This window comes from Gammaproteobacteria bacterium (ex Lamellibrachia satsuma) (assembly GCA_019623805.1).
Lineage (GTDB): Bacteria > Pseudomonadota > Gammaproteobacteria > Chromatiales > Chromatiaceae > QGON01.
Map to the genome: position 1 here is coordinate 1,315,488 of CP053680.1, position 12,077 is coordinate 1,327,564.

At 55.9% G+C, this 12,077-nt stretch carries 9 protein-coding genes; 5 read left to right on the forward strand and 4 right to left on the reverse strand.

Going from position 1 to position 12,077, the window contains the following annotated elements; translation table 11 throughout:
• Positions 1 to 95 precede the first annotated feature (95 nt).
• Together HPY30_05515 and HPY30_05520 are read left to right on the forward strand one after the other, a co-directional pair.
• On the forward strand, positions 96 to 1,367 hold the full coding sequence (locus tag HPY30_05515; protein QYZ67922.1) for an FAD-binding protein: 1,272 nt from the start codon (positions 96 to 98) through the stop codon (positions 1,365 to 1,367).
• Positions 1,368 to 1,526: 159 nt separating this feature from the next.
• Positions 1,527 to 1,946 carry a hypothetical protein gene (locus HPY30_05520; protein QYZ65489.1) on the forward strand — a complete coding sequence of 140 codons (420 nt, stop codon included), beginning with the start codon at positions 1,527 to 1,529 and terminating at the stop codon, positions 1,944 to 1,946.
• 98 nt (positions 1,947 to 2,044) lie between these two features.
• Here HPY30_05520 and sulP read toward each other — a convergent pair whose 3' ends face one another.
• On the reverse strand, positions 2,045 to 3,802 hold the full coding sequence (sulP, locus tag HPY30_05525) for a sulfate permease (GenBank protein QYZ67923.1): 1,758 nt from the start codon (positions 3,800 to 3,802) through the stop codon (positions 2,045 to 2,047).
• A 302-nt stretch (positions 3,803 to 4,104) separates the two neighbouring features.
• Between sulP and nhaD the strand changes: the two genes are divergently transcribed.
• Both nhaD and HPY30_05535 read left to right on the forward strand, forming a co-directional pair.
• Positions 4,105 to 5,616: a sodium:proton antiporter NhaD gene (nhaD, locus tag HPY30_05530; GenBank protein QYZ67924.1), complete on the forward strand. Its 1,512-nt coding sequence runs from the start codon at positions 4,105 to 4,107 to the stop codon at positions 5,614 to 5,616.
• Between the two features lie 187 nt (positions 5,617 to 5,803).
• A complete protein-coding gene (locus HPY30_05535; GenBank protein ID QYZ65490.1) occupies positions 5,804 to 6,670 on the forward strand; it encodes a phosphoribulokinase in 867 nt (288 codons plus the stop codon).
• Positions 6,671 to 6,743: 73 nt separating this feature from the next.
• Here the strand turns inward: HPY30_05535 and gloB are convergent, their stop codons facing one another.
• The 3 genes from gloB to HPY30_05550 all read right to left on the reverse strand — a co-directional run bounded on the left by gloB (position 6,744) and on the right by HPY30_05550 (position 10,496).
• On the reverse strand, positions 6,744 to 7,523 hold the full coding sequence (gene gloB, locus HPY30_05540) for a hydroxyacylglutathione hydrolase (protein ID QYZ65491.1): 780 nt from the start codon (positions 7,521 to 7,523) through the stop codon (positions 6,744 to 6,746).
• Positions 7,524 to 7,537: 14 nt separating this feature from the next.
• A complete protein-coding gene (gene dxs, locus HPY30_05545) occupies positions 7,538 to 9,463 on the reverse strand; it encodes a 1-deoxy-D-xylulose-5-phosphate synthase (GenBank protein QYZ65492.1) in 1,926 nt (641 codons plus the stop codon).
• A gap of 124 nt (positions 9,464 to 9,587) precedes the next feature.
• A complete protein-coding gene (locus tag HPY30_05550) occupies positions 9,588 to 10,496 on the reverse strand; it encodes a LysR family transcriptional regulator (GenBank protein ID QYZ65493.1) in 909 nt (302 codons plus the stop codon).
• A gap of 174 nt (positions 10,497 to 10,670) precedes the next feature.
• On the opposite strand from HPY30_05550, the gene HPY30_05555 reads away from it, so the two are divergent.
• Positions 10,671 to 12,020, forward strand: coding sequence for a sensor domain-containing diguanylate cyclase (locus tag HPY30_05555; GenBank protein ID QYZ65494.1), 1,350 nt, complete (start codon positions 10,671 to 10,673; stop codon positions 12,018 to 12,020).
• Positions 12,021 to 12,077 lie beyond the last annotated feature (57 nt).

Genomic DNA, 12,077 nt, shown 5'->3' on the forward strand with positions numbered 1-12,077 from the left:
GCAAGGCCCTGGCGGGGATCGTCGGCAACGACTCGGTATTTACCGACCCCGCCGACTGCCTGCCCTATGGCTACGATAACAGCCGCTTGCAGGCAATGCCGCAAGCGGTGGTCTTCGCCACCGAACACTCGCAGGTGGCGGCACTCGCCCGTTTCTGCCACGAGCAACGGATCAGCCTGGTTGCCAGAGGCACGGGAACCGGCACCACCGGCGCCACTGTACCCATCGAGGGCGGCGTCCTGCTCTCCCTGGAACGCATGAATCGTATCCTGGAGATCGATCCCGACAACCGCCTGGCCAAGGTGGAGCCAGGGGTTACCAATCAGATGCTGCAGACGGCACTGGCGGAAAAGGGTTTTTTCTGGCCACCAGACCCAACCAGCGCATCGATCTGCACCATCGGCGGAAACCTTGCCTACAATTCCGCGGGTCCCCGGGCGGTAAAATATGGAACTCCCCGCGAGAACACCCTCGGCCTCAGAGCCGTCCTCGGCAACGGCCAAACCATCCACACCGGAGTCAATACCACCAAGGGCGTGGTGGGTTACGACCTCACCCGCCTGCTGATCGGTTCCGAGGGTACGCTGGGTCTGATAACAGAAGCCACCCTCAAGCTGACTCCGCTGCCGGAGACCAAACGAACCCTGCAGGCCAATTACAAGGATATCCACGCCGCCGCGCATGCGGTTTCCGCCATCATGGCACAGCCTGTTACCCCCTGTGCGCTGGAGTTCATGGACGGTGCGGCACTGGCAATGGTACGGGACTTTTCGGATCTCGAACTCGATCCCGCGGTGGGTGCCCTGTTGATGATCGAGGTGGATGGCCCCGCACACAGCATTGAGAATGAGACCGCTGCCATCTCAGAAGCGGCATCCAATCCGGGACTGCTGGAGATACACACCGCAGAGACAACTGAGGCAGTCGTTTCACTCTGGAAGACCCGCAAGGCGCTCTCACCGGCACTGCGCAATGTGGCACCCAAAAAGATCAATGAGGATGTGGTGGTGCCCGTCTCTCGCATCCCCGATCTGATAGGCGGCCTGGAGAGACTCTCCGCTGACACCGGCATCACCATCATCAACTTCGGCCATGCCGGAAATGGCAATATCCATGTCAACCTGCTGTTGGACCCGGATGACCCTGAGCAGATGAGCCTTGGCGAGATGTGCCTGAGCCGCCTTTTCGATCTGACCCTGAGCCTCGGCGGCACCCTCTCCGGTGAACATGGTATCGGTCTGGTCAAACAGCCCTATATCGATCGTGAGATCGATCCGGTTACCCTGGAACTGATGCGTTGCATCAAACGTCAGTTCGATCCGCGGAATATTCTCAATCCGGGAAAAGTGTTCCCCAGCATCTCTTAGTTTTGTGACCCGGGTTTCAGATTCCGGCCGTTCTGCCGACTCAGTGTGAAGTAGTTCCTAAATATTCCTGTTTTCGGTCGTAATCTGAAATCACAGGAGAGAGATAGAACCAGGGAGAGGCCAATCAGATCCGGTAACGACTTCGCAGAGGCAATCAACATGAACAACCTGAGACAAAAATCCTTGAGCTTGGCCCTGCTGCTTGCGATTAGTACCGCCTCGACCTGCATTGTCGCAGAAGAGCGGACCCTGACCGTCGATGAAGAGGGTTTCTGCACCAGTCTCAGAACGGTAGACACCTCAATTCTGTCGAAACAGCTTCGTAACCTGCAACAGAATCTGAAAAACCAGCAAATCACGCTTCAGCAACGCGTAGAGAAAGGCGCCTTTGGAGTCCTCGATGTCGCCATCACAATTCTTGCCCCTGGCGGCCTGGTCTACGCCGCAGTCAAGCAGCAGACCCACTTTCAGGCGAAAAATCAGCTCGCACAAGTCTCGACCGATATGAATCAACTCTCTGTCGATCTGCTGAACTTCAACGAGGTCGACGGCAGCTATCAGGTAGCCGCTCTGCAATAAGACCGCATTCAGCCTACTGGCCCGGCCAAGCATGGCGGATCAGGCAATAAAAAACCGGTATCAAGCCGGTTTTTTATTGCCTGTCAGTGATTTAAAGATCAATCAACCTGACGCCGCAGCGGGCACTGGGTGCGATCATAATCATCACCCAAACCATCCCAGGCATAGTTCAAAGCGAACTGGATACGCGAGAAGAAATGGTCCGGCCCAATCTCTTCAAGCAGGTGAGTACTACGGATAGTATCCATAAACTGCTTCTTCATCCGCGCCACCAGAAATTCGATATTGTTCGATTTCAGACGCTCGGCCAGATGGCGCATCACCTCTTCCCCGGTGGAGTCGATCTGGTTGATGCCCTCACCATCGATTACGATGTAACGCAGGTTGGGTTTACTCGCCACTAACTCCAACACCTTGTCCTCAAAGTATCCGGCATTGGCAAAATAGAGCGAACCATCGAAACGCAATAACTGGATATAGTCACTGGTGGGCAGCGGATGCACGCTGATATCCCGCATGGTCCCATCATGATAGCGGGAGAGCACTGCCACGCGCGGGCGCATGGAACGCACGATGAAAAGTGCAATGGAGAGTACCAGACCCACCAAAATACCGATCTCCAGATGCGGTGCCATATAAAGCGTGAGCAACATGGTGACTACCGCCACGATCGCATCCTGCTTTTCAGCTTTCCAGGCATGGATGATCGGTTCAATCTTGATCAAATTGATAACCGCTAGAATGATAACGGAAGCCAGCGTCGCCTGTGGCAGATGGTAGAGCAGCGGAGTCAGGAACAGCAGTGTCAAACCAACCACCAGGCCCGTGACGACCGAGGAGAAACCGGTGACTGCCCCGTTGTCGATATTGACGGCGGAGCGGGAGAAGGAACCGGAAACCGGATAGCCGGAGAAGAGACCGGAGGTGATGTTACTCAGGCCCTGTCCAATCAGCTCCTGGTTGGCATCCAGCTTCTGGCGAGTACGTGCAGCCATCGCCTTGGCAATGGATATGGCCTCCATGAAGCCGATCAGTGAAATGATCACCGCAGTGGCCATCAACTGGGTGGCTATGTCCCAGTCGATGCCGCTGGGTAAGGAGATGGGAGGTAGTCCAGCAGGGATACTGCCCACAACCTTGCCACCCATTCCACCTTCAAAACCGAGCAACCAGGCCCCGACGGTAGTCACCACCACAGCCGCCAGCACGTTGGGGATCTTCGGCATATATTTCTTTAGCCCAACCATAATACCGATGGCCACCACGGCAAATGCCAGCGTCGCCATGTGCGTCCCATCCACGGCCGCAACAAGCACGTTGTAGACTTTCTCATAGTGGTGGGGTGCACTCTCTGCGGTCACGCCGAACAGCTTGCTCAACTGGGAGGTGGCAATGATGATGGCTCCGGCATTCGTGAAGCCGACCACCACGGGGTGGGAGAGCAGATCGACCAGCACGCCAAGACGCAGCAGACCGAGCGAGATTTGAAATACACCGACGAATAGCGCCAACAGCACCGCATAGATGAGGAATCCCTCTGGATTGGCTGCGGCGATCGGTTCCAGTGCCGCCGCTGTCATCAGGGAGACCACTGCGACGGGCCCCGTTGCCAACTGTCGGGATGAGCCGAAGAAGGCCGCGATCATAGGCGGCAGAAAGGAAGCGTAAAGACCGTAATAGGCGGGCAAACCTGCCAACTGAGCATAGGCCATGGACTGGGGGACCAGCACCAGCGCAACAGTGATGCCCGCAAGAATATCGGCCTTCAGGATCTTGCCGTCGCGCAGTTCGCCGATCCATCCGAAGAACGGCAGGAAACATTGCCGCAAGTAAGCGACTACGTCGTTTAGCCCAATCACTGTAACCCCCTGAAAAAAATAAAGTTAATTACCACTATCTAGCTACAGAATGAGCAGCGGAATCCTACGATGAGGAATGCCTGACACCCTGTATTCCAGCAAACCGACCCAGCGCTGCCCATCGATAATTCGGGTAGCAGATAAGTTTATCCTAATTAACTACTTTTTACGAGGGCACACCGACTAGTAATGCAGCGATTCAATAAATCTGCAGTAACATACGCTAAAGTGATATAAAATCCTGCCGTTACTAAAGGACATGAAGGCAGCATCTCGACTATAATGTCGCCCGCAAAATGATGCCAATCACGACACTAATAACTTCCAAAGGAGCAAGCGCCGTGCGATTCCTGTTACCACTTCTACTCCTGATTCTACCTGGAATCGGCCTTGCGTCAGGACGTGGTGAAAACCACCTGATTCTTACCGACCACTGGGTGGGTTTCACGGCAATCGCCATCTTCGTGGTGGCCTATCTGCTGGTAATGGCGGAAGAGTTCACCCACCTGCGCAAATCCAAACCGGTGATTCTGGCTGCAGGCCTGATCTGGGCCATCATTGCCTGGTACTACCAACAACACGGCCTGCCCAACGCCGCAGAAGAGGCGGTACGCCACCACCTGCTCGAATACGCCGAATTGATGTTGTTCCTGCTGGTGGCGATGACCTATATCAACGCCATGGATGAACGCAACGTTTTCGAAAAGCTGCGCTCCTGGCTGGTGGCCAAGGGTTTCGGCTTCCGGCAGCTCTTCTGGATTACCGGCGGACTCGCCTTCTTCATCTCCCCAATCGCCGACAACCTGACCACTGCCTTGCTGATGTGCGCTGTGGTACTGGCAGTTGGGGGTAGCAACAACAAGTTCGTACTGCTCGCCTGCATCAACATTGTGGTTGCAGCCAACGCAGGCGGCGCCTTCAGTCCCTTCGGCGACATCACCACCCTGATGGTATGGCAGAAAAACATCACCACTGCTCAGGGCACCGTCGACTTTTTCGAGTTCTTCAATCTCTTTGTCCCCTCAGTGGTCAACTGGCTGGTACCAGCAGTTATCATGACCTTCGCCGTACCCAATGAAAAACCTGAAGGCGGCGGCGAAGATGTCGAAATGAAGCGCGGCGCCAAACGCATCATCGTTCTGTTCCTGGCCACCATCGTCACCGCGGTAAGTTTCCACAACTTCATCCACTTGCCCCCCGTGGTCGGCATGCTGACCGGCCTGGCCTACCTTCAGTTTTTTGGCTTTTACCTGAAAAAGACTTACCACAAAGAGCTGATCACCACCAATGGTGACGCCTCCACCGAACTGGAGCACGACGGGCAGCTGGGTGACCCCATCGCCTTCGACGTCTTCAACAAAATTGCCCGGGCGGAGTGGGATACCCTGCTCTTTTTCTATGGCGTGGTGCTCTGTGTCGGCGGCCTGGGGTTCATCGGCTACCTGGCACTGGCCTCAGATGTCATGTACACCCAGTGGGGCGTCACCATGGGCCTCAGCCCTGCGATGAATGCCACCCCTGCCAATGTGGCGGTGGGTGTGCTCTCCGCCATCGTTGATAATATTCCTGTGATGTTCGCGGTACTCACCATGATGCCAGACATGTCCGAGGGTCAATGGCTGCTGGCAACCCTGGCCGCCGGTGTCGGCGGCAGCATGCTCTCCATCGGCTCCGCCGCCGGCGTAGCGCTGATGGGTCAGGCCCGGGGCAAATACACCTTCTTTGGCCACATGAAGTGGATGCCGGTGATAGCCTTGGGCTACGTGGCCAGCATATTCACCCACATCTGGATCAACTCGCACCTCTTCTGATTCAACTCTAAAGGCCCACCAACGGGTGGGCCTTTTACCTATCCCTTCCGCCCCGGTGGAATTACCCTTTCTCCGTGGTATAGTTGGCCCCACTCAGAATTCATGGCTTGCCGGAATCCGAACAGCACCGCACCCTTAGTGGGTCGGTTTCCGGCCAGGTCAAAACGATTGCATAGGGGAGTAATTCATGTCTAAGAAACACCCAATCGTAGCCGTTACCGGTTCTTCCGGCGCCGGCACCACTACCGTCAAACGTGCCTTGGAGCACATCTTCTTCCGCGACGGCTTCACCCCCGCCATAGTCGAGGGCGACAGCTTCCACCGCTATGACCGCGTCGAGATGCGCAAGAAGATGGCTGGCGGCATGTCCCATTTCGGCCCCGAAGCAAACCGTTTCGATAAGATCGCAGAGCTGTTCAAGACATACGGCGAGACTGGTGCCGGGCAGAAACGCTACTACCTGCACTCAGAAGACGAGGCTTCCGAACACAACGCTCGTCTCGGCGTTGACAAAAAACCAGGTGAATTCACCCCTTGGGAGACGATCCAGGAAGGTACTGACCTGCTGTTTTACGAAGGCCTGCATGGTCTGGCAGTGGACAGCAATGACGACGTCGCCCAGCACGTTGACCTGGGCGTGGGCGTAGTCCCTATCGTCAATCTGGAGTGGATTCAGAAGATCTTCCGGGATAACGCCGAGCGTGGTTACAGCGAGGAGGCCATCGTCGACACCATCATGCGACGCATGCCCGACTACATCAACCACATCACCCCACAGTTCTCACGTACGGACATCAACTTCCAGCGCGTACCCACGGTTGACACCTCCAACCCTTTCATCGCACGTGATATCCCAACACCCGACGAGAGTTTCGTGGTTATCCGTTTTAAGGATGTTGGCAAGTTTGGCACCGACTTCCCTTACCTGCTCAACATGATCGACAGCTCTTTCATGTCACGCCGTAACTCGATCGTTGTGCCCGGCGGCAAGATGGGATTTGCCATGGAGATCATCCTGCAACCAATCATCGAACAGCTGATGGATGCGCGTTAGGTCCAGCGCCTGCCTCCGAAAAAAAACCGCTGCGGTCTAAGGTCGCCGCGGTTTTTTTTGGCCGTCAATGGCCCTAATCGTATTCCCGGTCTTTCCAGTTTCGCAGCGCGGTAAAGACCGCTTCATCACCGAAAAGTTTTTTTCCGGTGTAACCTTCAGCGGCGGTTATCACATCCCTCACACCTGTTCGCAAGAAGGGGTTGGTGGCCAGTTCGGTGGCCAGCGGTGCGGGGAGAGTCGGCCTGCCGGACTCCCGGCTGGCCCGGTCTGCCAGCAAGCGCAATTTGATTGCCTCGCTCTCCGGTTCCACCCAGGCGGCAAAACCCAGGTTATCCAGCGTGTACTCATGGGCGCAGTAGACCCGGGTCTCCGCAGGCAAACCGGCAAAACGCACCAGTGATGCGGCCAGTGCCTCATGCGTACCATCAAAGACTCTCCCGCATCCGGCCGCGAAGAGCGTATCGCCGCAAAACAGGGCGTTTTCACCGAGATAGGAGACGTGACCGGCGGTATGACCAGGGGTATCAAGCACCCTGAACCTCGTCGTCATTCCGGGTAGTTCGATCAGATCACCCTCGGTTACCCGCCGGTTCACGCCGGGTATCGGCTCCTTTGCAGGACCGAATATCACGATGCCCGGAAACCGCTGCAGCAGGCCGGGAATCCCACCGACATGGTCGTAGTGGTGGTGAGTCACCAGAATTGCACCCAGCTCCAGGGATGCCTGCTCCAGGTATGCCACTACCGGCCCCGTTTCTCCGGGGTCCACCACAACTGCAAAAGAGACATCCGGCTCGGATATCAGCCAGATATAGTTGTCATCGAAACTGGGGATCGGGGTAACATCGAACATAAGAACAGGTCGTATCAGGCAGACGATTTCACTGCTTTCAGCGGATTCGCCTGCAACGCCTGATTCACAGACGCCAGAATACCCGCCACATCCAGACCACATTCGCTGAGTTGTTCCTGGTGGCTCGCATGATGGATAAATCGATCCGGCAGACCAAGATTCATCACCCGCACCTGATGTCCAACCTTGGCCAGATACTCGTTGATCGCCGAACCTGCGCCACCCTGAACCAGGTTCTCTTCCAGGGTCACCAGAATCTCATGCCGTGATGCCAAATCGAGAATCAGCGCCTCATCCAGCGGCTTTACGAAGCGCATATTAGCAACCGTGGCATCCAGGGACTCCGCCACCTTCAGCGCCGGCGCCAGCAGGGAACCAAAGGCCAGCAGGGCGACCCGCTGCCCAACCCGCCGAATCTCACCTTTGCCCAGCGGCATAGGTTGAATGGGGCGAGTGACTGCCACGCCCGGGCCGCTTCCCCGGGGATAACGAACCATCGCCGGCCCCACGTATTCGTAGGCGGCCTGCAGCATCCTGCTGCACTCATCTTCATCTGCCGGGGTCATAACCACCATATTCGGCACTACCCGGACGAAGCTCAGATCAAGGCTGCCGGCATGGGTCGCGCCATCCGCACCCACCTGGCCGGCACGATCCACCGCAAACGTGACATCGAGATTCTGCAGGGCAATGTCGTGTAGCAACTGATCGTAGGCCCGCTGTAAAAAGGAGGAGTAGATGGCAACCACCGGCTTCACTCCCTCACAGGCGAGACCGGCAGCAAAGGTCAGGGCATGCTGTTCCGCGATGCCGACATCGAAATAGCGCCTGGGAAACTGTCGGGAGAAATCAACCAAACCGGAGCCTTCACACATGGCAGGCGTGATGGCCACCAGTTTTTCATCTTCTGCCGCCGCATGACAAAGCCAGTCGCCAAAGACCTGGGTATAGGTTGGCCCACCACTCTTTTTTTGCATCACACCGGTGGCGGGGTTGAACGGCGTTACTCCATGATAGAAGCAGGGGTCCTGCTCAGCGGGTTTAAAGCCGCGTCCCTTCTGAGTTACCACATGCAGCAATCGCGGCCCGGACATCTTGCGCATATTGCGCAGGGTCTTGGCCAGGGTTTCCAAATCATGGCCATCGATTGGACCAATGTAGTTGAAGCCCATCTCTTCAAAGAGCGTGCCGGGCATCACCATGCCCTTCATATGCTCTTCCCATTTCCCCATCAATTCACCCAACTGCGGTGGCAAATGGCTGAGCGCGGACTTTCCGCCCTCGCGCACCCGAGTATAAAAATTCCCGGAGAGCAAGCGTGCCAGATGGTTACTGAAGGCACCAACCGGTTTGGAGATAGACATATCATTGTCGTTGAGCACCACCAGCAGATCCTGATCCAGGGCACCTGCATGGTTCAGTGCCTCAAAGGCCATCCCGGCCTGCATCGCGCTGTCCCCGATCACTGCGACGATTTTGCGGGACTCACACCTCTGCTTCGCCGCAACCGCCATCCCAAGGGCGGCGCCGATAGAGGTACTTGAATGCCCCGTACCGAAGACGTCATATTCGCTCTCGGTGCGTTTGGGAAAACCGGATAGACCGCTTTTCTGGCGCAGAGTATGCATGCGCTCACGGCGTCCGGTAAGAATCTTGTGGGGATAGGCCTGATGCCCGACATCCCAGATCAACCGGTCTGCCGGGGTATCAAACACATAGTGCAGTGCGATGGTCAGTTCCACCACGCCCAGCCCAGCAGCCAGATGACCACCCGTCTGAGAGACTGTTTCAATAAGAAACCGGCGTAATTCGGTTGCCAGTTGCGGCAATTGGGAGGGCTCTAAACGTCTCAGGTCCGCAGGCAGATCGACCTGTTCCAGCAAACCGTAGCCGCCGGAAGGCACAGCGTCGCCAGTTTGCGGGTTTTCAGTTTCAGACATTTAGCGCCAATTCCAAAAGGTAGCTGTTCAGATCAAATCTAACCGAATCGATCAACTGCCAACTCTATAATTTGGGGTGATAGTGTAACGGGTTAGTTTAACGCATCAGAACCGAAGACGCATTTCACACCGCCTCACGACGTATGTTTTTTGCCTCAGCCAGGACAAAATCCCGGAAGGCAACGGCAGACGGCGACAACCGTTTGCCTTTCCGATAGACCATATACCACTTGCGCCGAATCGGAAATTGCTCGACATCAAGGATCACCAAACGCCCCGTTTCAACTTCCAGTTCGATAGTGTGCTCTGAAGCCACACTGAGTCCCATGCCTGCCCGCACCGCCTGTTTGATCGCCTCGTTGCGGGTCATCTGCATGCCACTCTTGAGTTCGAGACCATGCTCCTTGAAGAATCGCTCCATCGCGAGACGGGTGCCGGAACCGCTCTCTCGCATAACGAAGGTCTCATCCTGAAGACGGGAGAGGGGAATCCCCGGCGTCCCATCCAGAGGATGGCCTGGTGGCGCTATCACCACCAGAGGGTTTTCCATGAACGCTTCCGATTCGAGCTCCAACCTCTCAGGAGGATGTCCCATCAACACAATGTCGGTCTCATTGGCCTCCAGCAACGCCATCAACTGCTTTCGATTGGTCACGTCCAGACGCAGATCTATGCCCGGATAGCGCTGATGAAAGGCCGCCAGAAGCCTCGGTGCAAAGTAGTTGACGGTGCTGGCGACTGCAATGTCGAGTTGCCCGGTATCAGCGCCTTTCAGCGCCGCCAGCACCTCCTCCATCTCTTCGAACATTCCAAAGATGGCGCGGGTGTATTGATAGACTTCCCGCCCAGCCTCGGTAAGCTGATTTTTTTTCCCTGTCTGCTCAAACAACGGCAGTCCGACCGTCTCCTCCAACTGTTTCACCTGCATCGAGACCGCAGGCTGGCTGAGATGCAATTCACCCGCCGCACGCGTGTAACTCAATCGTCTGGCAACCACTTCGAAGACAGACAGCTGTCTAAGCGTCACATGCATAATTGTGTCTCATCTATTTATAAGTCGCCTGCCGCAACCACAAAGTAAACCCATCCCATTCTTCATAGTTTACGGGGTGTTAAGTCACGATATGGCACAAGTCACAGCAATTTATCACCTATACTTCAATTTAGTAACCGAGGCCGCATCTAACACCATGAACCGACGATCACCATGAGCCATGCCGGAAAACTGCGTATCACCATTGGTCTGTCGGGCAGCGACTGCCGGCTGATAAAATTACACCAACACAATCTTCGTGCATCTCTCGACCACTGTCGCACTGACTTTTACAAATGGTTCAGGGAGCAGCTCGGCTGGACAGAGAAAAATGGTGATCCTTTGCTGGACGGCGTCTGCGAATCCTATATCGGCGGCAGCTACGATGAAACTTTCTGCTCGATACAATACAACCAGGCGATCCACTGGCATAAAAAAGGCATGAGCTCTGAGCACGCGCTGGCCGCACAGAGCACCTTGAGACATCTGTTTATCGATATCGCCCAAAAACAGGGCCAGACAGACCTGGCAAAAGCCCTCTGCCGCGTCATCGACCTCACCCAATCCGTGCAATCGATGGTCTTTCATCTGGCTCATACTCTCGATAGGTTACGCCGGGTCGCTGAGTTTGACCTGGCCAGACTACAGCAGCCTTGCTCTACAGACCATGGCGACATCTCGCCAAGCGGCCTGAAAAAGGCCTACATCGATCACTACCAATGGAAACTGCGTGCCTACGCACTGGCACTGGGCGAACCACTGGACGATGAGAAACTGCCCATGACCTCTGACACCTGTGCCCTGGGCAAGTGGTTAAAAAAAGGTGGCATCAATCAGATCCCGAAAGGTGAGCAGGACGCATTTCTGGCTGCTCACGAGCGCCTGCATCGACTGGGGGTTCGCATCCTGAGCGAAGCGAAAGCCAGGCGCCCCTTCAACATCGCTGACTATCTGATAGACATGGAGGCCGCCTCGGAGGATATTATCAGTGTTCTCAGTCACCGCATCGACTGCCAGTTGCGGCAGCTGGCCGCCGAAGACAGCCTCACCCATCTAGGCAACCGCCGCCTCTTCGAACGGGATCTGGAAAAGCGGGTGGCCCATGCCAAACGGTCCAAGGAGGGACTTGGACTGCTCTTTATCGATATCGACAAATTCAAGAACATCAACGACCGTTACAGCCATGCTGTCGGCGACGAGGTTATCCAGGGTACAGCCCGCAGAATCGTTGAAGTCCTGCGCACAGCAGACAACATCTACCGCTGGGGTGGGGAGGAGTTTGCGGCTCTGGTTGCCGTCGACAGCAGGAAAGAGCTGACAACGGCCGCCGAACGATTACGGGAGAGTTTCACTGAAACCGATCACTTCACAACCCGGGGACTGGTCAACATAACCATCAGCATCGGCGGCGGTTACACATCGCCAGCGGAGAAATCCTCACCCAACACCCTTTTCTCCTCGGCTGACCGAAGCTTGCACCAGGCAAAGAGAGCCGGGCGCAACCGGGTCGTAATTGCCGACTGAATCCTGTTCGTTTCCTGTCGTCATAATCAGTCTGAAACTGGTTTTCCGAGCAGATCA

Bases quoted from the DNA above. Each gene is read 5' to 3' on its own strand.
- HPY30_05515 (QYZ67922.1), top strand. From the start codon at position 96: ATGCCGCAAGCGGTGGTCTTCGCCACCGAACACTCGCAGGTGGCGGCA.
- dxs (QYZ65492.1), bottom strand. From the start codon at position 9,463: ATGTCTGAAACTGAAAACCCGCAAACTGGCGACGCTGTGCCTTCCGGC.
- HPY30_05520 (QYZ65489.1), top strand. From the start codon at position 1,527: ATGAACAACCTGAGACAAAAATCCTTGAGCTTGGCCCTGCTGCTTGCG.
- HPY30_05555 (QYZ65494.1), top strand. From the start codon at position 10,671: ATGAGCCATGCCGGAAAACTGCGTATCACCATTGGTCTGTCGGGCAGC.
- nhaD (QYZ67924.1), top strand. From the start codon at position 4,105: ATGCCAATCACGACACTAATAACTTCCAAAGGAGCAAGCGCCGTGCGA.
- gloB (QYZ65491.1), bottom strand. From the start codon at position 7,523: ATGTTCGATGTTACCCCGATCCCCAGTTTCGATGACAACTATATCTGG.
- HPY30_05550 (QYZ65493.1), bottom strand. From the start codon at position 10,496: ATGCATGTGACGCTTAGACAGCTGTCTGTCTTCGAAGTGGTTGCCAGA.
- HPY30_05535 (QYZ65490.1), top strand. From the start codon at position 5,804: ATGTCTAAGAAACACCCAATCGTAGCCGTTACCGGTTCTTCCGGCGCC.